The organism is Desulfovulcanus sp. (genome assembly GCF_982781345.1).
Genome location: NZ_CEYAEZ010000014.1, coordinates 15,218 through 36,560, shown reverse-complemented (window position 1 = coordinate 36,560; position 21,343 = coordinate 15,218). Strand labels below are relative to the sequence as shown.

Genomic DNA, 21,343 nt, shown 5'->3' with positions numbered 1-21,343 from the left:
GCTACAAACCTTCTCTACTAACTACCAGCACTGAGTTATTACCGCCAAAAGCAAGTGATTGGGAAAGTGCGATCTTGCCGGTTAAGTTTGTAGGTTCCTCTACGGGAGATATTTTTAGTTCCGGGTCCGAATTTTTGAAACCAGCACTTCTAGGAATTTTACCCAATTCCATACACGCTATAGTCAATACCGCTTCAATTGCCCCAGCTGCCCCTAGTGCATGTCCAGTATAGCCTTTAGTCGAAATAAAAGGCGTGCCCGGAAACATATCTCTTATAACATAACACTCTACTTTGTCATTATCTAATGTTCCTGTGCCATGAGTATTGATGAAAGAAATATCTTTTGGTTTTTTCCCACTGTAGGCCAAAGCTTCAACAATTGCCTGTTTAAGCCCCACTCCGTATGGATGAGGAGCAGTATGATGATAAGCGTCACAGGATGAACCATACCCTAAAACATAACCTCTTGTTTTAGTAATCCTACTTTGTCCAACCTCATAAGGTTCAAGGACCATCATGGCTGCACCTTCACCCAAATTCAAGCCTTTACGATTTCTATCGAAAGGCTTAGAAGGCTGATCATCTGTAATCATTAAAGAAATAAATCCATTGTAGGCAATCGGTGTTAACTCATCGGCTCCTCCAGCAATAACGATATCACACAATCCCGCCTGTAGCCAGGAAAGCCCAATCCCAATAGCATCTGTGGCAGAAGAACAGGCATTCACCACGGTCTGACAAGGACCATCTAGCTCAAAAACATCCTTTATCACTAATGCAGGGTTACTTACCAAATAACGCTTTATGGAAGTCAAAGGTGGATGATTGCCTTTTTTGTATTCATGGTAGAAAGACAGAAAATTTAAAGCTGCGCCAGTTGTTGTGCCTACACATACGCCGACTCTTTTGGAAGAAAGGGCTTTTATAGAATAGCCGGCATCATTCAATGCTTCTTTGACTGCGGCCAAAGCGAAGCGAGCTGTTATCGAAATATTATCATTCTTTGAAAAAAATTGTTGTTTGAAAAAACTTGCTGGCACTTCAAAAACAGGGAATCTACGGGACAATCTTTTAGAGAAACGTCTAGGGGGGGATGGATTAGGGGCCTTACCTTCAAAAAGTGTGCTTAAACATCGGGATAAATTTTGCCCGGCAGCACAGATACAGCCCATTCCAGTAACTCTTGCAGGCAAAACAGTCCTTTTCATTTGTTGGAAATTCTTTCATTAATAAAAGCAGCTAAGGTATTAATTGATTGAAGCGCCTTACGACCTTCTTCCATATTTTTAATCTCAACCCCAAAGTGTTTCTGAACCAAGACGACTATCTCTACGGCATCAAGTGAATCCAGCCCTAATCCTTCACCAAACAAAGGCATATCATCCTCAATATCCATAGGAGTGACATCTTCCAAATTAAGTTCTTCAACAAGAATCTCTTTTAGCTTTTGTTTAACTTCCATATATTTTCTCCTCAAAAAACATGATTCGAAACTCTTTTACACAACAATCTGCTTAGCTAAGCTCTATCGCATCCCCGTGGGAAAAATATACCAACAATTCTATTTTATTCCATCCTCATAACCTTTCTTAAATTCCTCAGGAATTTTTTTAATTTTTTCTGGAACAGTTTGAACTTTTTTTACAGCTTTACCAGTTACTTTACCTGCCCAATAACAACCACAAAAATTAGAAACTAATATTAACAGTAGTACTAGATTAATTATCCGCATTATTTACCTCTAAACATTAGACATTATTCCCACATATCATAAAAATTAAAGAATTGATATGGGTACTCCGTAGTTATTTCTTCAAGAGAATTTACAAACTGTTTTACATACGGCAAATATTCTTCTCTTTTTTTACCAATATTCTTTGCTACCCGAATTACTTTAACCAATCTAATCTTGCCGGATGACGGACCTATTTTACAAGCAAATAATACTACAATAGGACTACCGAGGACAGAAGCAAGCTTAAAAGCACTAAACGGGAATCTGGCCTTGGTGCCCAAAAATTCAACCTCCACAGTATTTTTATCACTTCCTAACACTCTATCTCCCATAACACATAGAACATGACCTTTTTTCAATACTTCCAACATTTCTAAAGTCCCCCCAAGAGGAGAAGAAGGATCGATAAATTTAAAAGGGCATGATTTATTTGAATGCTCAAAGTATTGTAAATCAACATCTCCATTTTCGCGATGATACACCACGCTGATGGGGACATTAATAAAATCTAATGCGGACATTGCTAGCTGCCAACAGCCAACATGAGCTGTCAATATTATCAAGCCTTGCCCTTCATTAATCAAATTTAAAACGGTTTTTTTATCCTGGGGGCTAGCCTCAATAGATATCTCGCCTAAAATACCAAGGACTGCACGATCTACCAAAGTTTTTCCAAACTCTAAATTTAAACGATAACTGTCCCAAAATCTCTTAAAACCTTCCCTGTTAGGAAACCTTTTTTCAAGATAATATCTAGCCTTCTCCCTGATAGAAGGCTTCAAGGTATAATAAAAAGCTACAAAATACAAAAGGCAGTAAGCTGCTCTTCGACCAGCAATACGAATCAACATGTAAAAAATGTTGTGCTGAAAAGATGTTGCTATGCTCCTACTAGACCACTTACGATATTTATTTTGTATACTCAATGATTTGCTCATGGAAATCAATTCTTCTCTTCAAGAATAAAGTTATAAAGTATGTAATAGTTGCCACTAAAAGAGACAGAATAGGAGCCAATAATAAAGAGCCAAGAAACCATTCGAAAATACGTTCAACACACTCATATCCGAGTGTTCTTAGTGAAATTTCGGTCAGAAATTTTCCATGCCGTAAAAAATACCCCGCCTCAATACATAATGCGGGAACTATAGGAGGCATACACAATTGACTCGCCCCAAGAGCTGCCAACTTATTAAGCTGCAAAAAACCAGCGCTAAGAACTATCAATATAGAATGGCACCCAACCAAGGGTAAAGTACCTAAAAAAATACCTAGGGCTGTAGAAAGCGCCAGGTTCATAGGGGTGGCATTGTTTGCCAACAATGCTTTCAACTGATGTAAAGGACTAATGAATGTTAGTTCGCCACAAGAGTTGCAAATAAGTTTTCTATGAGGCCAGGGGAGGATTGCTCTTATGGTCAACCGTGTATTAAGGAGACTAATTTCTAGATTGTCCTTAAATGAGCGGAAATGAGATACTCTCTCCTCTTTAGGCGGATAATAGACAGAAATATCTACTTCTTTAAGCTCTATCCCTGCCCACGCAGCCTTAACCAGCACCTCTACTTCAAAGGAATACCTTTTTTCATTAAGGCTTAGCTTTTCTAGCACCGATACAGGATAAGCCCGAAAACCACTCTGAACATCGCTTACTTTTTGACCAGTCTGAACGCGTAACCAAAAGTTAGAAAAACTTCTTCCAAATTTAGATATCTTGGGCACATTTAGTGTATTAAAATTACGCCTACCAATAACTATACTCATTGGATTTTTGCGTATTACAGGTATAAAATTAATAATGTCTCTGGGATCATGTTGACCATCTGCATCTAAAGTTATGATGTGCGTCATACCCAGTCGTTTAGCTTCAGCTACCCCAGTTAAAATAGCGGCTCCCTTCCCCTCATTTTTTTTATGACGGATTATCCTGACATCTAGATCTACCAGAGCTTCACAGCCACCATCGGTACTTCCATCATCCACTACCAGGACTTCACTATGCACAGCTAATGTTCGAAGAACAACACTACGTAAGGTGCTTGCATGATTGTAGACAGGTATAACTATTAAAATTTTCATAAAGGTCGACCTTTATTCTTCTTATATGAAATCAATGTGTCCCAAAGTATACCCCGATAGCCAAACCGATGCAAGACTTCCATCATTTGTTGCCCTTTTGATGGAGGGAATATCCTGTCTCTGCGTCCACGAAAAGCTTTTTCTATTTTTTCATTCATTATTTGAGGATTTATGTTAGGCGAAAAATAAAAAATAGGCTTTAGCAACGATGTATCCTGTTTAATTATCCCCTCCTGAACAGCTCTTCTGTATAACCGTGTATTCGGTAGGATACGAATACCAGAAAAGGCAAAGACAACACAGCATGATAATTTTTCAATATTGCTCAAACCTTCATCTATTGTCTCATTTGTTTCCTCTGGGCCACCGAAAATAACAAAATGAGCACAAGGGATTTCGGCCCTGACACACATATCGTTAAAGGCAATAACATCATTGAAACCAAATTTTTTATTAAGACCTCGCAAGGTAACATCGGCAGCGGCATCTGTACCTATTTCCATAGCATAAAGTCCAGAACGTTTAAGCAAGGCAAGGTGTTTTTCCCCCATCCCATATGGGCGAAAAAAAGCACACCAGCGTATAGACAAATTACTGCGCACAATCTCTTCGGCTAGCTGAAGGTAGTGTCCCTCCATGTCATTAAATACTGAGTCAGTAAAAAAAATATGTTCGATTTGGTATTTCTTTACCATACGCTCAATATCAAAAACCACCTCTTTGGGATCACGAGCACGAATTTTTGTCCCTTCTAAAGTCGGATAAGAGCAATATGCGCAACTGTGTGGACAACCTCGTTTAGTCTGTAAATTGGCCAGTCCACTTCGGCTTATATAATAGTCAACTAACTCACTCTCCAACCAAGGTCCGCCAATTTCTGACTCTGCCAAACAATCATGTCTTCCTTTAATAATCTTAGGAGTGGGCAATCTCTTTTCTAACTTACTAATCAAGTTGCAGATAACCCTCTCCCCTTCACCAACTATTCCATAATCTGCACCAAGATAGGTGAGAATCTCTTCTGGTAAAAGTGAAAATCCTGGTCCCCCAACGATTATTGGTGCCGAGCTTATCTCTCGAATAGTTTTAACAATAGTCCGAGCTTCTGCAAGAAACCAGTTCTGATCAGAAGTTAAAGAATCTACATTATCAATGTTGCGTAAAGAAATGGCCACAAAATCTGGAGAAAAGTTCTGAACCTTCTTTCGTAAACGTTCAATTGACCGCTCAGCTACAAGATAGTCAAATTGTTGAACATTATGTCCATGTCTCTTTAAGCTGGCAGCGATAACCGCCATACCTAGAGGGAAGACTGGATATGGTTCAGTACAACTATTGGATGAGATTAGAAAAATTTTGCTCATCAATTAATCAAGATAGCCTATTGGCGGACGAACTCTTTAAACAAAGTTCAACTAAATTTTCCAAACTCTTCACTGGTTGGTCCTGAAAATAAATGACCCCACTGTTATCACATAATATCCTACCGTAAAGATTACGGCACTTTCTCAAGTTCTTTTCAATCACAAAAAAAACAGCACCTGGCTTGTACCCCTTCTCTTCCGAACCAAAAAATGAGGGAGTAAGCTCACAAAAACCGGCCAGCATTATTTCATTTTCACCCCAAGAGATATTTTCGATAGCCATACGTATACTAGAAAGGCAAGAAGGGTGCTCTTCATTGACAACAAAGCTCCCACCGGTCAGGCCAAACCGGATGGTTGCCTCCCCCAAAAAACTACTGGGTAGTGTATAAACAAAAAGTTTTGGACTTGCTAAAAGACCATCTTGAGGGATAACTGTATTAAAAAAGTCCATATCGGCACTAAGAGAACCAGTAACTGTTGTGGCGATAACACCAATCGGCCGTTTCTCACTCCACTCATCAATCCCTGCATCCTGAAGTGCCAGGGCAATGGCTAATGTACCCAACTTAGAATAATCGTCCATTCGGCCAAAACGATTTGATTGAGGCAAAATTTTCTTGGACTGATTCAGGTGTAGTTTGCCATATGACATGACAAGATGCTTACTTTTTTCTCCCTGGCCCAAATCACCAGTAGTAATTCTCCCAATACCCGTTAATAAAGCCTCCATCATAAGTTAGCCCTTCGTTCCAAAATAATGGCCGCATTAATTCCTCCAAAGCCTGAGTTCGTACTAAGTAGATAATCACCCTCTAGCTTCACAGGGTGACTAGATACCATTTTTTCCGCGCCTTTTTCCGGACATTTGCAGCCAATAGTCGGTAAGGCAAGTCCTTCAGACAGAACCTTGAGCCCCAGAACAATCTCAATCCCTCCAGCCGCCCCTAATGTATGACCCAGAGCTCCTTTTACTGAGTGAACAGGTATATTTCTATGGCCAAAAACCCGACGAAATGCGGTTAGTTCCATTTGATCATTGTAAACTGTACCAGTACCATGCGCGTTGATGGCACAGACCTCATCTGGATCTAGGCCACTCTTTTGCAGGGCCAGCCTTATTGCCTGCACGAGCCCAAGACCATCAGGTATTGGAGCCGTCATGTGGTAAGCATCATTAGCAACCCCCCACCCCAAAATTTTCCCTAAACAAGGCCTGTTTTCTCTCTGACAACGGTCTTCACTCATAAGCAACAATGCGGCTCCTCCTTCACCAAGAGTTAAGCCACTTCGATTCCGATCAAAGGGTTGGCAGGGAATGGAAGATAAGGCCTTAAGGGCTGAAAAACCAGCATGAACAAACTCGGTAACCAGATCAAAACAACAAATTAGAACAGAATCTAAATGTCCAGTAGCAATCAGGGCCGCGCCTCTTGCAATGGCAATAGTAGATGATGCACAAGCAGCGTTAATATTTATACCGGGTACAATCAAATTAAACCGTCTTGATATGGCAGCAAGAATTTCTCCCGGCAAAAGACTTTTCGGGTCAGCAGGCTGTTTTCTGCATATCCGCTCCAAACTATCTATCCCTGCTTTTGCCGTGGCTGTGATTAGAATTGTATCAGAAGGAACCGGACCAAACGAATCAAGAAGCCTATCCAGGAGAGAATAAATTAAAGAAGATGGAGCAGTTGCTTCTAAATCTTCAATCAATGCTGCAAAATCCGAAACATAATTTTTTGTGCTAAAACGGCGGATATGCTTAATACCTGACTTCCCTGCCAGTAGATTATGCCAGATCTCATCCAATTCACTGCCTAGAGCAGTAACAATTTTCGCCTGTGTTATGCATACCTGTCTCATTTCAGCTCCCCAGCCCTCCACCGCTCACAAAATTCTATATAAAAAGGAGGCGGAGAAAAGAGGAGATTATTTTGCGCGTCCATAAACAACTGCACTGTATAACCTGTGGTTGTTATCCTATTGCTACTATTCCTGATAACAAATTCGATGTTTATCCTTGCAGCCTCTGACCAGTGCATTATTGCTTCGACGATAAAATCGTCTGGGTACATTAGTGGCGCTATATAGTCTATATGTATTTTCTTTATAGGCGTAACTATGCCATGACGATAAAAGTCAAGATATCCTATACCATACTTCTCTCCAAGAGCAACCCTCGCATCTTCAAAATAGCTAGGATAGCGACCATGCCAAACAATGCCTAATGGGTCTACTTCTTCAAAACGAACCCTGCGTTTAACAGAAGTGCGCAATGGTTTTGGAGCATCTGTGTTAGCAGGAAAATACGGCCTTCTCATATAACGCCCTGCTCTTTTTCTTCTAAAAATAACCTAAATCTCGAAGCCTGGTCTCCTGCCAAATTAAGAGAAATATCATACTGCAGCCCCATCGAAGGATTTTTTTTACAACAAATCTCTATCTCCTGGTTGGGGAGCAGGGGAACTTGGAACTTGGCCTTGGAAACAGTACGCAATTCCAGAGACTGCTGTTCATATTCTTCAATCGTTGTTTGGGCCATCATTATTTGAACAACTGCCGGCAATACAGGATTGCCGGGGAAATGCCCCGAAAACCCAACAAATTCAAGAGGAAATAAATAGGTTTTGCAAAATTTACCAGGCTCTTTCTGGCAAACATCGGTTAACGATGCAGCAAGAATCTCTTTCTTCATCCTGCTCATAATATTTTCATACCTGTAAGCTTTAATGTTAGATTATAATTATTTACATAATCTTTAAAAATAATTTTGGTAGGCACTGCTATGCCGCCAATATTTTGATATTGAGCATAAAAAACCTCCCATATAACTTTACTAACAAAATAACTTTTTCGCATGAGATTTCTACTCTTCACATTAAAAACACATTCCAGATAACCATTGTCAAGCTTGCTACTTATTTTTAATCTATCTTCTGATAGAAGATTTGCAAAACCAGATTTCGGATGATAATCAATAAAAATTTTTCTTATACAATCTGCTACATGTTCTGTAAATGATGGAATTTTCGTTATTGAAGGTAAAACAAAATTCTTATGAACAGAATCTTCGGAAACAACTAAATCAAATAATTTAATACCCCAATTATTCAAGGCAACAACTTTACCAATTTTTTTCTCTGTATCTATCTGCAGGATACCATCCATCAAAAGATGGTGTTCCTTAAATTGCAGTAGCACAACATGATGCAACTGCAATGCAGTTTGAAAATTAAGCCAGTATCGTTTGACATACAAATCAGCTTGTCCGTTGGTATTATCCCTCTGCCTAACAAATCCATTGTCATCAACCTTAAACACGCATCCAGTCACAATAAAGACAAAAATAAAAGATATAATACTTTTCTTCACAACTGCCTCCGATAAAAGGCCGGAATAACAAGCAATGCAGAAGGTATAGCCGCTCCAATCCCAAAAAGCACAGTTACACCAATGGAATATAAAGCTGGATGCTTTGCAAATGCCAGGGCACCAAAACCAGCTATAGTAGTAAGGCCGGAAACAAGAACAGCACGACTTACAGTGAGACAAGTTTTATCAGACAATTTGCACACCATAAAGATACCGTAATCTGCGCCCAGTCCAATAATTAAAGGAACAGAGATTATATTCATCAAATTAAAATCAAGGCCCAAAACCCCCATTCCTCCACAAACTGCTGCTAATCCTGTTAGGACAGGGATCAGGGCAAGGAAAACTTTTCTTAGATCCCTGAAAAGACAAAGGAGTAAAGATATAACCATGATAAATGCGAGTAAAAGAAACCTGATAAAATCTTTCTGCATGGCCCCGCTTAATTTTCTCTTAAAACTGGATGGAGAAACTAGCCGAAGTCCCTGGCTTTGCACTGCGGCCACACTTTTTTTTACCAATTCAGTATCCGGGGCCAGGGTCATTATCAGTGGCTCTGTTGCCTGGTTCACTACCAGCATGTCGTACAAATCTCTTAAAGAAAGCTTACTGAAATCATTCGGAGTGATTGGAGGATGAGCTTTTTCTAGTAGGTCATAAAACCTGGAAAAAGCTTTTTTTGAAAATCCAAATTTCTCAGATACCTTGGCTATTTTTTCGCGCAAAACAGCCTGTTTCTGCGGTGTCCAGAAATTATGCCATCGAGTTTGGTTAATGGTCTGAGTCCTGATAGAAGGCAAAAAAGGCGCTAGGCTAACCATTGGTATAGCACTATCCGCTTTTTTCAATCTGACAAAAATCCTGTCGTTCAGCTCAAGGGCGCTCTGCATGTCAGGAGCGCTGGCAAAGATAACAGCTCTATCACGCATATCTCCCCATATCTTTTTTATTTGCGCCTCATCCCGATGAATCTCATCCGAAACATAATTTAATAAATGGAGGTCCCCATTAAAATGGAGATGAGAGGCCTGCCAAATACAAAGCGCAAAAAAGAGTATCCAACCAAGAAAAATCAACCGGCCATTAGAAATAGTTTTTGCATTTCCCCTTTTCAAGATTGGAAAAACTATCTTTTGTTCTTTTACAATAAAGTGAGGTAGCACAATAAGGGAAAGGAGCAGGGAAAAGGCCAAACCTATGATAGAAAACAGTGACAACTGACGCAGAACAGGTAAATTGGAAGCAAGAAGCGTTGCAAATGCAACAATAGATGTTAAAGCACCATAAAAAATGGGCCGTGCTATCATGGACAAAATTTTCTCCGAAGAGGCGCTTTCGTAGCGAAAGGCAAAAAAAACATGCAGGGCATAATCGATAGAAATGCCTGCAAGGACAGCTCCAAAGCCAATAGTAAGTCCAGAAACTTTGTCATAAAATAAAGACAGAGTAGCGCCGGCAAAGCACAAAACTATGGCAGGGACAAGCAATACTAAAACTCCCTGCCAGCAACGCAAAAAAATCAAAAAAATTACGATAAGCGCGACAAATGAAAATGACAAAGCAACAGCTATATCTCTTTTGATAACTTTTGCGTTTGCCACGGTATAGCGATGACCGCTGACCATTGCTACTTTAATAGAAGAAGGAACGATATTCCTGACTAGCTTTTGAAAATGAGCAACTAATTTTTCAGAACCAGGCAAATCAGTGATTTTGGTGTCCGTCTCAGCAACAAGAAGCAAATTTCTTCCATCAGCACTAAAAAAATGGTTGTTCTGAATTCGAACTTCAGGCACAATCTTAATGGACAAAAATTTACGCCACAAAATATCACGGAAGTTCAATGGATCAATTTGAATAACTTGCTTTAAGCCCAATCCCTTTGGCGACAGCATTATGAAATAATTATTCCGAATTGCAGACTCAATATATTCATCATCTACTCTTCTTTCTATCTCGGCCAAGTCTTCTTTGGTAGCCAGGTTGGGCAAGTTTTGCAGCAACCAGAATAAAAAATTCAGGCCATCATTCTGTTGCGGTCCGGTTATAACTCTCTTAAAAAAAGGCGGACGCATGGCCCTTGCCAATTGATCAGCAGTCTCAATCAAAGCCCCAGGGGCTACCCCTTCATCGGCACTTAGGTTAATAAAAATCTTATGAAAAAAAGGGGTCTTTTGTAAAAGCTCAAAATCTTTTACGAGTGCCGACTCATTGTCGGGCAGCATCATTTCAATACCTTCCTCTATTGTCAGTCTGCTAAATACAAGAATGGTTAGAATGACACCTAGCAAAGTAATTACAATTAACGTCTTTCGGCGGGATGCAAAGAATGTTAGGAAAAAGGAAAGTAAACGAAAAAAAGGCATGTTATTTAAAAATATCTTCGGGGAGAATAACATTAACTTCTGGATTTATAAACTTAATACGGGTAAAATCTTTATCTTTTTCATGTAGTTCAATAGTATCTATGGTTTTTCTGTCTTCAGCAAATATAATGCTCAAATAGTCCAAAATTTGTTGCTTTGTATTTTTAGGTCTTAAAAATAAAACAACTGGATTTCTGTCTAAAATTTTTATAGAGTACTTTTTTTGAAGCCATTTCAAGTCAAACGTTGCCCAAGCAAGCAATTGCTTTTGCAGAACTTTCATGCCTCGTTCTTTTTGTGGATCAAAGCTTATCTCCTTCCCATCGATTTCATTCCATCGTTTTCCCTTGCGTCCAGCTAACACAAACCCCATGCGAACCGGTTCTAAATATTCCCAGCGCAAACGATCAGGCTTTTGAAAATAAAATCTGCCTCTGGATATAAGAACTTCGTCAAACATAGCCAGATGTTTTTCCTGTCTGAATTCACAGGCTAGACTATTGATACTGCTTGCTGCTTCCTCTATTTCCCTCAGTAAAGAAGTATCCTGTGAAAATGATAGAGTTGCTCTGAAATAAAGTGTAAAAAAAAGAATTATAAAAACGATCAGAAAAAAATGAGGAGAGGTGTAATAGCGTCCGCTAAAACATGTCGTTAACTTCATGTAATTTTTATCCTTATTTCTAATATCTCAGCTATCAACCTGTTTGTCACTCCTTATCAACATTAATCCACAATTTCAGGCGTCCACGAGCAATTATCTCTTTCTTCAACAACACCTCTGCTTCAACAACAGCAAAGTGTTCCACAACTGCAACAGTGTCCACATTAATATTCAAGCAATCTCCCACAAATGGCCTTTTTATTATATCAATATCTTGCATCCCTACTAAAAATCCAGTTCTAGCAGGTACCTTATCGAGCAAACATCTATATCCTTCTATAGTAGCATAGGCCTGGGCCATGATTTCAATCAAGGCCGCTGAATCAAGTTGTTCATTTTCATCCACAAAAATGATGTCGTCTGTTATAACCGCCTCTACTACACCAGAGCCATCACCATAAGACAGCAAGCGATCCACCAGCAGCATAGGTTTACGATGTGGAACTAAACTTTGGACAGGGACAGGAAGAAAAGGGGTATCCATACTATAAAATCCTATCAGGATTTTTCCAGCATGTCGGGTCAGAGGCGAGATAATCACCAGTCATCTGATAAGCCATCCCTCTGCAACCATAACACTCGACATTTAATTCACATGATTTACATGGCCCCTTGATATATTCTCTAATATTACGCAGTTTGAAAATAACATCACTGGAACTGATAATTTCTGCCAAGGAACTAGTACGGATATTGCCAACAGAGATATCTACGCCAGGACAGGGTAAAACATCCCCTGAAACAGTTACAGTACAGGAATATGCATGGCGGTTACACTTCAAGCCAGCAACAGGAGGATGTGGCTCCCAAATTATGCCAAAACGCTCGCGATCTATCTGGGCAAGTTCGCAGAACAACTTGTATAGTTCATCGGATGACACACTAAGCTCTAAATGGTCTCTGGCTCGTCCCTGAAGAGTAATGATTTCAAAATAAGGAATTATATTTCTTTCTCTGGCCCAAACCCACATATCAGGCAACTCTTGAATATTTTGCCTGCAAATTATTGACTCTATGCCGAGAGGAAAATCATCATGTGGGTATCCCGCTTCTAATAAATTATTAAGTCCCTTTTGAATTGCCTTATAAGCACCGGTTTTCCCCGCAAGACGATCCTGGACATCCTCCTGAAAACTGTTCAACTTGATAACAGGAGAAACACCCATTGAAAAAAGTTCCTTAGCAATATCCCTGGAGATAAATGTTCCATTTGTAAAAAGATCAATGCCAACATCGCGCTGATAAATATACCGTATAATTTCCATAATCCGCGGGTATAATAAAGGTTCTCCACCGCCAATAATAATAATTCTACGAGCACCAAGCTCTATAGCCTGATCTATCACGTTGATAACTTCATCAAACCTTAGCTCATCGGCTTCTTTTTCACCCGCATCAGCATAACAATATATACAACGCAAGTTACACTTACGACTCAACTCCAGTTCCAGAGACAAAAGGTTTCCTTTTTTTCTGGCATTTTCGATCTCTGTATCTGTAAAATTCGCTCCCCATGGGCGTTTCAATCCCAACATATCATCTCCGCCGAAAATCAAAAAATGTAACAGGTTTTCTTTTTCCAGGCTGATTAGTTTTTCTTGTTATTTCTTCAGGGGTTGTCAGAACAACTTCAGGCTTAACTCTTATACTTGCAGCAATTTTTTCTGAAACATATTCAGGTGTAAGTGATTGATCAGTTGTCCCCACAACTACACGAATATGATCAGATAACTCATATTTACTAAATACTTCAATATAGTAACCAGCAATAGAAGGAATCTCCTGTAGCACGCTAAAAATGGCAGGGGGGTAAACAGTGGTGCCACGATATTTTAAAGCCTGTGACTTTCTTCCTAAAATTGGACTCAATCTGTAAAAATTTCTTCCACAAGGACAAGGCTCTGTATATAATATAGCTATATCTCCAGTTTTATAGCGAAGTAAAGGCATTCCAGTAATACCAAGTGGCGTGGCAACTACTTCGCCAGGCTCACCAGGCGATAAAACTCTGCCTCTCTCATCAACTATCTCAACAACAATTAAATCCGGATGTACATGACCTCCCTTACCTTGCTCGCACTCACAAAAGGCAGTAGCCATTTCAGAACTAGCATAGGTACCAAATATTTGAGCGCCCCACATTTCTTTCAAGGTCTGACCAAGTGGTACTAATGAAAAATCTTTTTTTCGTATTGGCTCACCAATGCAGACAAGCTTTTGAACACCTAATCCGCCAGGATCTACCCCCTCTTGTTTTAAATGATTTGCTAAAGTCAAAAGAAGGCTTGGAACACCTATTATTGCTGTGGGACGAAATTTTCTAACTAGCTCCAAAAGCACAGGCAAACTGCTCGAACCTCCCCTGATAACAGTTGCTCCTATTCGGTTAAGACCCAGAAAGTAAGCTAAACCAGCCATAAAACATCTATCAATAGCAACAGCAACCAACACCCTGTCATCTCTGGTTATCCCTGCTGTTCGCAAAGAAATCTCTTCATTGTAAGCCAGCCTAGCCAAATCGTTTTGAGTCAGGCAGATAGTGATGGGTTCTGCTGTTGTGCCGGAAGTTAAACAAACATCTACAATATCTTTTTCATCCACACATAGAAATTTCGAAAAAAAAAGGCCTAAGTCTTCCTTTGTTGTAAATGGTAACTGTGACAGACTTTGAACAGTTTTAATCTGTGCTGGATCAATTTTATGTTTAGCAAATAGCTCGCTATAAAATGGAGATTTTGTTGCAATGTATTTTAGATGTTTTTGCAGAAGTTCATTTTGCAAATCTATGAGGGTCTCAAGATTTTGAAACTCAATTTCGTTTTCAGTATTGAGCATAGAGAGGCGAACTTTATTGCTTAAATTACTAAACATGCAACAGCTCTCGTTTAGTATATACTTTTAGCATTCAACTTAGAATTATCAATATCCCGCTAAAAAATTCCCAACTTGTACTATTTTTCAGTTTAAAATCTGAGATTCCATCAAGACAAACACTCCTCGCAATGATTTAACGCTCATCCTACCATTGCGAGGGCAACGAAACTACCCATGTCCATCTCACCATTGGATGAAAATCACTGATTCAAAATGTCCTTTTATTTCAATATGTTTAATATAAAACTCAATTAAAATTCACTTAATTTAGAAATCCGCAAAATTAAATATATCTATTTAGACTTCACCATCTGCCAATATCCTCTGCTATCGAATGCGCCTGCAGAAACTAGGTTTGCCCTGATTTTTTCTACAGGCGCAAATAGACAATAAAAACTTTATTTTTTATTATAAGCAATTGCTATAAGTTGAGCTTTTATCTCTCTATCCAAGTTTTCTATCCATCCATTATAATTGGTATGAATTCTTCCGGCCTTATATTTTAGGTTGATACTATCCTTATAATTTATATTATAACTTGTTCTATTAAAAGTAATGTTAACAATAGCAACATGAGAACGAACACGTAACGTCGCCTCAATATACCCAGGTTTTATTGTCTTCATTTCCCAGCCTAACCTTGCTCCAGCAACTTTGATAGCAGCTTCAATATCCTTCAAACTTAATTTCTTACCAGCTGGCGCAACAATAGGTGCGTTGTTAATGTTATAGACAGGACCTGTTCTTAGTCCAAGACATGAAGTTAATACCATAGATAATGATAAAACAAATAAAGTAGATGCAAATTTCTTAGCCCCCAAAGCAGACAATTTTAAAACTCTCATAACAACCTCCTTTTATATAAATTTAAACATTATTCCTACGCATCTCCTTTATAGTTTTTGCCATAAGAGCCTTAATGTATTTACGCATATCTATATGTGATGCGAATCCTGAAGGATATACAGGCTTTAACACCCTAATTTTAATAGTTGCTGGCTTTAAATAAAAATGCCCCGGAGGCAAAAGATTATCCGTCCCCACAATACATATGGGCACTACAGGACAATTAGTCTTCATCGCTATTTTAAATGCGCCAGAATAAAATCTTCTTAACTTTCCATCCCTACTACGATGTCCTTCAGGAAAAAAAAATAAAGTACCCCGTTCAGAGAGGACATTACAGGCTCGATCAATGAAATTATCTTTATCCAAACTTTCCACATTAAGATAGCCGGCTAATCGCATAAATGGAGCATAAAAAAATATCCGAAAAGGCCACTCTCGGACTGTAAATACGATATTACTCAGCGGCAACACAGCCATAAAGTAAACATCAAAAAATGACAAATGATTTGCAACAAAAATACAAGGCGAGCTTATAGAGTCTTTATCAGAAAATTTTACTTTTATTTTAATAAACAAGGAAGCAATAAACAACCATACACGTCCATATATCCAAATGAGGTGACGAACGACTCTATCGGTTTTCCAATTGGTAAAAACTTTACAAATTATGTAACTTGGAAATGCAATAATAATTGCAACAATTGTCCACAAGCAGATTGCGGAATAAAACGCTATATTTAAAAAGAAAGCTTTTAAATAATAGTTTAACAACTTGAGGACTTACTTTTTATGATGTCCCAGCAAAAACTCTTTTCAAACGTCATAGATCGCTCGTTTCTTGGGTCGGGAAAATGTAGCAATTTCCAGTGTGCAAATTCATATTTTTGCAGGGGCATCTTTTATTCTTTTGGGACAATATCCTTTACGTATTTTGATGCAAAACTTACAAGCTACAAAGTATAAAGCCTATTCGCTCTCAACTTCTCTCTTTTTATCAATAACAAATTTATAAAGCTCTCCTAAAGTACGTATAGATTTTATTGACTCATTTTCACGAATTTTAAAGTTAAACGCTGTTTCCAAGACTATTACCATATCCACCGCATCAAGGCTGTCCAACCCCAAATCCTCATAGAGGTGAGCTTCAGGAACCATTTTTTCCAAATCCAGTTCAAATTCCTCCGCTAAAGATTTATTGATTACATCTATAATCTCCTGATCAGTCATCTTTATATCTCCTCAGAATAATTGTCGAATTTACTCCACCCAACGCAAAGCTGTTTTTCAACACATTGTTAAGGGAACAAGTTTCCAACTCACGTATACATTTAATTTTAGCACATATTGGATCCACTTTGTCCAAATTCAAAGTGCCAATCAACTTCTGTTGATTAAGCATGACGATTGTGCCAATAAGTTCAAGAGAACCACTCGCGGCCATTGTGTGGCCTAAATGACCTTTAAGGCTGCTTACTGGCACTTGCCCCCCAAAGGTATTATAAATCGCTTCAGCCTCAGCCAGATCTCCCTGTATCGTACCTGTAGCATGCGCATTTATATAGTCAATCTGTTCCGGTTGCAAGCCTGCATCAGCTAGTGCATTACGCATGCATACTTCTATAGATGCAGAATTTGGGTTAGCAATATTAGAACTGTCTGAACATGTAGCAAACCCCAAAATTTCTGCATATATTTTTGCATTTCTTTTCTTAGCTGATTCTAAAGACTCCAAAAGAAGAATTCCACATCCTTCAGAACAAACTACCCCATCACGTTTCAAATCAAAAGGACGCGGGCTTTTAGAGGGCTCTCCATTATAACGAGTGGAAGCTGCATTCATGATGTCAAAAGTTGCAGCAGTCAATGGATGGAATTCATCTGCGCCTCCGCAAAGCATCATGTCTTGCTTTCCCATAGCAATCATTTCAAAACCGTATCCCACAGCCTGGCAGCCTGTAGAACAGGCAGCAGAAGGAGCAAGAACACGGCCGGTAATGCCCAGAGCCTGGGCGACATTTGCAGCACAGGAATGCCCCATTATTTGGAAAAATAGGGTGGATTTAATTTTTTCAAGGCTAAACTCTTTTAGGTAATTTTCAAAAAAATTTTGTATAGTATAAACACTACCAACTGTTGATCCTATAACTAGGCCTACTCGCTCTTGAGAATAATAGCCTTGTGGAACTCCGGCATCCTTTATAGCTTCCTGACTAGCTATTGTAGCATAAATTGACATCTTCGACATGGAACGCCGAAATTTTCTAGGTATCTCCTTAGGATTGATGCCTGGAACCAATCCGGCAATGTGACATCTAAGCCCTTTAATTTGAGCCAATTCCGGGATTCCTCTTATGCCACTTTTATTTTTCAATAAGGCATCTTCCAGTATTTCGACACCTCGCCCAAAAGGAGAAACGGCGCCTATGCCAGTTACAACAACTCTCTTTAACGACATTTTTTCAACTCACTTCGAAGATGATTATGTCCAAGAATAAGACCACAAACTAAAAAGGACGAGACCATCGCACCAAGAACACCAGGAGCCACAATTGCCTGGCCGGCAAGAAAAAGCCCTTTTAATTTTGTAACAGGCATCGGATTATATTGTCCTATCTTGTGCTTAATACCATACAAACTACCAAATGGAGTGTTTGTATAATCCCTTAATGTAAGTGGAGTTGCGCTATCAATATAATTTATTTTTTGTCCAAGTTCCGGACATACAGAGGCTAGATAATTTTGTATTATCTGCATCATCTTATTTTTAAACAAACAATAATCACTTGTTCGGTTTCCAATAAATGTTTCTTTCCATTTAGCAACTTGCTCCATATAACCAGGTGTAATCACAATTACTGCTTGTTTTGTGCACTTGTTATGTACATTATGGCCTGAAGCAATATAAATTGGAAATGACAGAAAATCATTTGATTTATCAAAAAATGATACACAATCAGTATTTGGACAAATAAAAAAATTTCTTTTTTTAAGTATCTCTATTGGAGGTTCACATAATCCAAAAAGCATAAAAGCTGATGGAGTTTCTTCAAAAGTCCGTAGCCTCTTTTTATATACTGGTCGAAACAAATGATCTGGAACTATTTGTAATAATATCTGAGGGTGAAGGGTAGTTATGCAATGATTTGATTCTAAAATCTCCTTGTTCTCCAATTCTACACCAAGAACAGAGCCAGCAGATGAAAATAAAACTCTTTTAACCCCGTGACCACAATATATATCTATTCCTATCTTGTTTAATTCTGCTTCAAAGGCCCGTACTATACTCCATCCCCCGCCCTTAATGCCGCAAACAGATTTATAATAAGACCCAACAATCAAAGCATGGTTTGTGAAAGAGACTTCTTCAGGAGACACGCCATAAAGAAGACAATGCATGGATAAAATTGATTGAAGAAGTTCATTTTGTGTTAGCTGATTAAGAAAAGTTGCAAGGCTTGGGCCTTGAAATTTTTGAAGCGCAGAGTCCATATGAAACCTTTGGTCAAGGTTTAAAAAAGGAGAGGAATCAAAGGTTTCCTCAACTGCTTCTAAATATCTTTTTATAGCATCTTTTTCCTCGGGAAACTGCTCGCATAGTTTGTCTTGAATCCTTCTGTATCCATAAGGGAAACGGAATTCGCTACCAAGGCTTACAATACGAAATATATCAAAGCCTTCCGGATCAAAGGGAACTTTCTCTATTTGATTACTTATTCCTAAATAGCGAAAATATGTATCGAGGATTTCACCTGATCCAAGGCCTCCTGTATAATGAAATCCTGTATCAAAATGCACGCCGCTTCGCCAAAATCCTCTAAGTAACGGCGCAATTTTTTTTGACTTTTCGACCAAGGCAACTCTATAGCCATGTTTGCCTAAAATCGTAGCCGTGGTCATTCCGGAAACACCGGCTCCCAAGACAATAAAGTCATACTTCATTTGCTAAACCTCAGGAGCAAACATGAATTTGTTCCACCAAAGCCAGCTGAGTTGCATAGAACAAGTTTAGGTGGCCTCTCTATTGTCTCTGTTACTATATTCAACTTTTTTGAACTTTCATCCGGTTGTTCAAAGTTGATATTTGGAGCTATAAATTCATGTTGTGCCATTATTGTGCAATAAACAACCTGTGAAGCCCCGGACATCCATAGCTCATGTCCTGTCATTGATTTTATAGATGAAACTAGTGGCGTAACAGGGCCAAAAACCGATGCAATAGTTTCTGCCTCGACTGCGTCTCCGGCAGGGGTTGAAGTTGCATGGGCGCAAATATAGTCAATTTCAGACGGATTGAGATTTGCCTGTTTTAAAACCTTTGTGATTGCCCTGTGAAGACCGCTGGAACTTGGGACCGAGATATGCCCTCCATCGGAAGAAAAGGCATAACCGGCTATTTCTCCAAGAATTTTAGCTCCACGTTTTTTGGCGAGGTCATATCTTTCTAAAATCAATGCAGCAGCGCCACCACTAGGAACCAGGCCATCCCTGTTTGCATCAAATGGTCTGCTAGCAGCATGAGGAGCATCTGTCCTTATTGAAAAAGCCCCAAGAGCATCGAAACTGCAAACTGATTGCCAGTTAATTTCCTGCGCTCCACCACAGATAACGCGCTCCTGCCTACCCGTGGCAATTAAATCAGCAGCCTGACCAACAGCATGAGAACCGCTTGAACATGCCGAACTAATTGTCCAACTGGCGCCTCGCGTCTTAAGAAGAGTATTTAAATTCATTGTAATGGTGGAAGTCATGGCCTGGAACACAAGGCCACTGCCTATCATTTTGGTTTCTCTAAATTTACGCAAAATATCCACCTGCTCTACTGCTGCCAGACAACTTGAATCTGAGCCAAAAATTAACCCGGTTTCATCATTTTGAATATCCTCAGGCTCAAGACCCGACATATCCAGGGCTTCCATTACAGCAGCATAGGCGTGAAGTGCAAAAAGAGGCATTGTTTTGCGCTGCTTCCTGGACAAATATTTTTTGGGTTCAAACCCGAAAATTTTACCTGAAAGCGGACTTCTAAAACCCAATTCTACTCTTTGTTCGTCAACAACAATCCCTGACTTTCCTTGACGAAGAGCCTCCGAGACCGTCTCGACGTCGTTCCCTAGGGAAGAAATTATTCCTATTCCTGTTATAGCTACCCTATACATAAGTTCTTAATAGTCTCGCAATTTACATGTTATCTATAAAAACTAATAACAACTCAATCCTTTTCCTATCCCAGATTTTAATTCCACTTCTAAAGCCTATTTCAAGGGGAAACCAGAGGGCTTTAGCTACTTAAAGTCTCTATGATTCGTTGTCAAAAATTGCAACAGATAGTCGAGCTGATTTAAGCCAAAATTGTAGCCTTTGTTTGTAAAAAAAAATTGCCGTTGGTACTTTTAGATTCAGAAGCCCAGACATTTATCAATCCTCAAGAGTTATATCATGGAAAGGCCTTAAGACAGATCGTTAGTTCATCTGATTACAAAGCAAGCTTCATCAATAGCTACCCTGGCCTGATAGTCTAAGTTTATTCCGCCAAGTTTTAATACAAGTGCAGGACTCATGATCTACGCTACCTTGTTGTAAATCCATGAAAAGGAGTTAACATTGTTTGTGCAGTATACAATGCTCCCCACCTTTAAACTACAACCAGTTCTTGTGGAATAGTTTATCCTTAACTCTAAGCTTTTCACTTCTTTAAAAAATATACTGCTCTTATAAAAAAATCTAACGTGATGGGCAATACAAAGAATCAGCTTCTACGAACAGCTTTGTTCCTCGGCACTTTAGCTCACTATTGAGCCTCAGGACCTACTGCTACCTTCCTTGGATGTGATTGATCAGAGGTCTGAAAGCATAAACAGAAAAATTGCGCATGGGAGCAATATAGCCTCGTGGCCAAACGTTCAAGGCAATATTGGGCACAGATACGACATTTTTTTCAAGGCCTTAGCCAGGTGTGGGTAATATTTTAGACTGCTATATTTGAAAAGTGGTAGGCTGGGATCTCGATGAGAAGCAAAAGCTGAGGCTGGCTTGAC

The 21,343-nt window shown here is 39.2% G+C and carries 22 protein-coding genes; all 22 read right to left on the bottom strand.

Annotated elements, in window-relative coordinates; all coding sequences use genetic code 11:
* Position 1: 1 nt before the first annotated feature.
* The 22 genes from AC3WVG_RS03850 to AC3WVG_RS03745 all read right to left on the bottom strand — a co-directional run bounded on the left by AC3WVG_RS03850 (position 2) and on the right by AC3WVG_RS03745 (position 20,464).
* A complete protein-coding gene (locus AC3WVG_RS03850; protein ID WP_488796869.1) occupies positions 2-1,174 on the bottom strand; it encodes a beta-ketoacyl-[acyl-carrier-protein] synthase family protein in 1,173 nt (390 codons plus the stop codon).
* Positions 1,175-1,206: 32 nt separating this feature from the next.
* The gene (locus AC3WVG_RS03845) at positions 1,207-1,464 is read right to left on the bottom strand and encodes a phosphopantetheine-binding protein (protein ID WP_488796859.1); all 258 of its coding nucleotides are present in this window, start codon (positions 1,462-1,464) and stop codon (positions 1,207-1,209) included.
* A gap of 99 nt (positions 1,465-1,563) precedes the next feature.
* Entirely contained in the window at positions 1,564-1,734 is a 171-nt protein-coding gene (locus tag AC3WVG_RS03840; protein ID WP_488796858.1) for a hypothetical protein, read from the bottom strand.
* 23 nt (positions 1,735-1,757) lie between these two features.
* Positions 1,758-2,675 (bottom strand): lysophospholipid acyltransferase family protein, encoded by a 918-nt coding sequence (locus tag AC3WVG_RS03835; RefSeq protein WP_488796857.1) that lies wholly within the window; start codon positions 2,673-2,675, stop codon positions 1,758-1,760.
* Positions 2,647-3,816: a DUF2062 domain-containing protein gene (locus AC3WVG_RS03830; protein ID WP_488796856.1), complete on the bottom strand. Its 1,170-nt coding sequence runs from the start codon at positions 3,814-3,816 to the stop codon at positions 2,647-2,649. Before AC3WVG_RS03830 ends, AC3WVG_RS03835 begins: the two co-directional genes overlap by 29 nt.
* Entirely contained in the window at positions 3,813-5,180 is a 1,368-nt protein-coding gene (locus tag AC3WVG_RS03825) for a lipid biosynthesis B12-binding/radical SAM protein (protein ID WP_488796855.1), read from the bottom strand. Before AC3WVG_RS03825 ends, AC3WVG_RS03830 begins: the two co-directional genes overlap by 4 nt.
* 7 nt (positions 5,181-5,187) lie before the next feature.
* The gene (locus AC3WVG_RS03820) at positions 5,188-5,916 is read right to left on the bottom strand and encodes a beta-ketoacyl synthase N-terminal-like domain-containing protein (protein WP_488796854.1); all 729 of its coding nucleotides are present in this window, start codon (positions 5,914-5,916) and stop codon (positions 5,188-5,190) included.
* Positions 5,913-7,046 (bottom strand): beta-ketoacyl-[acyl-carrier-protein] synthase family protein, encoded by a 1,134-nt coding sequence (locus AC3WVG_RS03815; protein ID WP_488796853.1) that lies wholly within the window; start codon positions 7,044-7,046, stop codon positions 5,913-5,915. Before AC3WVG_RS03815 ends, AC3WVG_RS03820 begins: the two co-directional genes overlap by 4 nt.
* Entirely contained in the window at positions 7,043-7,504 is a 462-nt protein-coding gene (locus tag AC3WVG_RS03810) for an acyl-CoA thioesterase (protein WP_488796852.1), read from the bottom strand. Before AC3WVG_RS03810 ends, AC3WVG_RS03815 begins: the two co-directional genes overlap by 4 nt.
* A complete protein-coding gene (locus tag AC3WVG_RS03805) occupies positions 7,501-7,878 on the bottom strand; it encodes an ApeI family dehydratase (protein ID WP_488796851.1) in 378 nt (125 codons plus the stop codon). Before AC3WVG_RS03805 ends, AC3WVG_RS03810 begins: the two co-directional genes overlap by 4 nt.
* Before the next feature lie 5 nt (positions 7,879-7,883).
* Positions 7,884-8,555 carry a hypothetical protein gene (locus tag AC3WVG_RS03800; protein ID WP_488796850.1) on the bottom strand — a complete coding sequence of 224 codons (672 nt, stop codon included), beginning with the start codon at positions 8,553-8,555 and terminating at the stop codon, positions 7,884-7,886.
* Positions 8,552-10,783 (bottom strand): MMPL family transporter, encoded by a 2,232-nt coding sequence (locus AC3WVG_RS03795; protein WP_488796849.1) that lies wholly within the window; start codon positions 10,781-10,783, stop codon positions 8,552-8,554. Before AC3WVG_RS03795 ends, AC3WVG_RS03800 begins: the two co-directional genes overlap by 4 nt.
* Positions 10,784-10,922: 139 nt before the next feature.
* Entirely contained in the window at positions 10,923-11,585 is a 663-nt protein-coding gene (locus tag AC3WVG_RS03790) for a LolA family protein (RefSeq protein ID WP_488796848.1), read from the bottom strand.
* Positions 11,586-11,631: 46 nt separating this feature from the next.
* Positions 11,632-12,069, bottom strand: a complete 438-nt coding sequence (locus tag AC3WVG_RS03785; RefSeq protein WP_488796847.1) for a hotdog family protein — start codon at positions 12,067-12,069, stop codon at positions 11,632-11,634.
* Between the two features lies 1 nt (position 12,070).
* The gene (locus AC3WVG_RS03780; protein WP_488796846.1) at positions 12,071-13,120 is read right to left on the bottom strand and encodes a radical SAM protein; all 1,050 of its coding nucleotides are present in this window, start codon (positions 13,118-13,120) and stop codon (positions 12,071-12,073) included.
* Between the two features lies 1 nt (position 13,121).
* Positions 13,122-14,456 (bottom strand): phenylacetate--CoA ligase family protein, encoded by a 1,335-nt coding sequence (locus AC3WVG_RS03775; protein ID WP_488796845.1) that lies wholly within the window; start codon positions 14,454-14,456, stop codon positions 13,122-13,124.
* A gap of 401 nt (positions 14,457-14,857) precedes the next feature.
* A complete protein-coding gene (locus AC3WVG_RS03770; RefSeq protein ID WP_488796844.1) occupies positions 14,858-15,304 on the bottom strand; it encodes a hypothetical protein in 447 nt (148 codons plus the stop codon).
* Positions 15,305-15,326: 22 nt separating this feature from the next.
* The gene (locus AC3WVG_RS03765; RefSeq protein ID WP_488796868.1) at positions 15,327-15,884 is read right to left on the bottom strand and encodes a lysophospholipid acyltransferase family protein; all 558 of its coding nucleotides are present in this window, start codon (positions 15,882-15,884) and stop codon (positions 15,327-15,329) included.
* 390 nt (positions 15,885-16,274) lie between these two features.
* The gene (locus AC3WVG_RS03760; RefSeq protein ID WP_488796843.1) at positions 16,275-16,535 is read right to left on the bottom strand and encodes an acyl carrier protein; all 261 of its coding nucleotides are present in this window, start codon (positions 16,533-16,535) and stop codon (positions 16,275-16,277) included.
* A complete protein-coding gene (locus AC3WVG_RS03755; protein WP_488796842.1) occupies positions 16,528-17,763 on the bottom strand; it encodes a beta-ketoacyl-[acyl-carrier-protein] synthase family protein in 1,236 nt (411 codons plus the stop codon). Before AC3WVG_RS03755 ends, AC3WVG_RS03760 begins: the two co-directional genes overlap by 8 nt.
* Complete coding sequence (locus AC3WVG_RS03750; protein WP_488796841.1) at positions 17,754-19,247, bottom strand: phytoene desaturase family protein; 1,494 nt, start codon at positions 19,245-19,247, stop codon at positions 17,754-17,756. Before AC3WVG_RS03750 ends, AC3WVG_RS03755 begins: the two co-directional genes overlap by 10 nt.
* The gene (locus tag AC3WVG_RS03745; protein ID WP_488796840.1) at positions 19,244-20,464 is read right to left on the bottom strand and encodes a beta-ketoacyl-[acyl-carrier-protein] synthase family protein; all 1,221 of its coding nucleotides are present in this window, start codon (positions 20,462-20,464) and stop codon (positions 19,244-19,246) included. The genes AC3WVG_RS03750 and AC3WVG_RS03745 overlap by 4 nt, the downstream gene beginning before the upstream one ends.
* Positions 20,465-21,343: the final 879 nt, after the last annotated feature.

Excerpts from the sequence above, each read along its gene's own strand:
- AC3WVG_RS03850 (WP_488796869.1), bottom strand. The coding sequence starts at position 1,174 with ATGGGCTGTATCTGTGCTGCCGGGCAAAATTTATCCCGATGTTTAAGC.
- AC3WVG_RS03845 (WP_488796859.1), bottom strand. The coding sequence starts at position 1,464 with ATGGAAGTTAAACAAAAGCTAAAAGAGATTCTTGTTGAAGAACTTAAT.
- AC3WVG_RS03840 (WP_488796858.1), bottom strand. The coding sequence starts at position 1,734 with ATGCGGATAATTAATCTAGTACTACTGTTAATATTAGTTTCTAATTTT.
- AC3WVG_RS03835 (WP_488796857.1), bottom strand. The coding sequence starts at position 2,675 with ATGAGCAAATCATTGAGTATACAAAATAAATATCGTAAGTGGTCTAGT.
- AC3WVG_RS03830 (WP_488796856.1), bottom strand. The coding sequence starts at position 3,816 with ATGAAAATTTTAATAGTTATACCTGTCTACAATCATGCAAGCACCTTA.
- AC3WVG_RS03825 (WP_488796855.1), bottom strand. The coding sequence starts at position 5,180 with ATGAGCAAAATTTTTCTAATCTCATCCAATAGTTGTACTGAACCATAT.
- AC3WVG_RS03820 (WP_488796854.1), bottom strand. The coding sequence starts at position 5,916 with ATGATGGAGGCTTTATTAACGGGTATTGGGAGAATTACTACTGGTGAT.
- AC3WVG_RS03815 (WP_488796853.1), bottom strand. The coding sequence starts at position 7,046 with ATGAGACAGGTATGCATAACACAGGCGAAAATTGTTACTGCTCTAGGC.
- AC3WVG_RS03810 (WP_488796852.1), bottom strand. The coding sequence starts at position 7,504 with ATGAGAAGGCCGTATTTTCCTGCTAACACAGATGCTCCAAAACCATTG.
- AC3WVG_RS03805 (WP_488796851.1), bottom strand. The coding sequence starts at position 7,878 with ATGAAGAAAGAGATTCTTGCTGCATCGTTAACCGATGTTTGCCAGAAA.
- AC3WVG_RS03795 (WP_488796849.1), bottom strand. The coding sequence starts at position 10,783 with ATGATGCTGCCCGACAATGAGTCGGCACTCGTAAAAGATTTTGAGCTT.
- AC3WVG_RS03790 (WP_488796848.1), bottom strand. The coding sequence starts at position 11,585 with ATGAAGTTAACGACATGTTTTAGCGGACGCTATTACACCTCTCCTCAT.
- AC3WVG_RS03785 (WP_488796847.1), bottom strand. The coding sequence starts at position 12,069 with ATGGATACCCCTTTTCTTCCTGTCCCTGTCCAAAGTTTAGTTCCACAT.
- AC3WVG_RS03780 (WP_488796846.1), bottom strand. The coding sequence starts at position 13,120 with ATGTTGGGATTGAAACGCCCATGGGGAGCGAATTTTACAGATACAGAG.
- AC3WVG_RS03775 (WP_488796845.1), bottom strand. The coding sequence starts at position 14,456 with ATGTTTAGTAATTTAAGCAATAAAGTTCGCCTCTCTATGCTCAATACT.
- AC3WVG_RS03770 (WP_488796844.1), bottom strand. The coding sequence starts at position 15,304 with ATGAGAGTTTTAAAATTGTCTGCTTTGGGGGCTAAGAAATTTGCATCT.
- AC3WVG_RS03760 (WP_488796843.1), bottom strand. The coding sequence starts at position 16,535 with ATGACTGATCAGGAGATTATAGATGTAATCAATAAATCTTTAGCGGAG.
- AC3WVG_RS03755 (WP_488796842.1), bottom strand. The coding sequence starts at position 17,763 with ATGTCGTTAAAGAGAGTTGTTGTAACTGGCATAGGCGCCGTTTCTCCT.
- AC3WVG_RS03750 (WP_488796841.1), bottom strand. The coding sequence starts at position 19,247 with ATGAAGTATGACTTTATTGTCTTGGGAGCCGGTGTTTCCGGAATGACC.
- AC3WVG_RS03745 (WP_488796840.1), bottom strand. The coding sequence starts at position 20,464 with ATGTATAGGGTAGCTATAACAGGAATAGGAATAATTTCTTCCCTAGGG.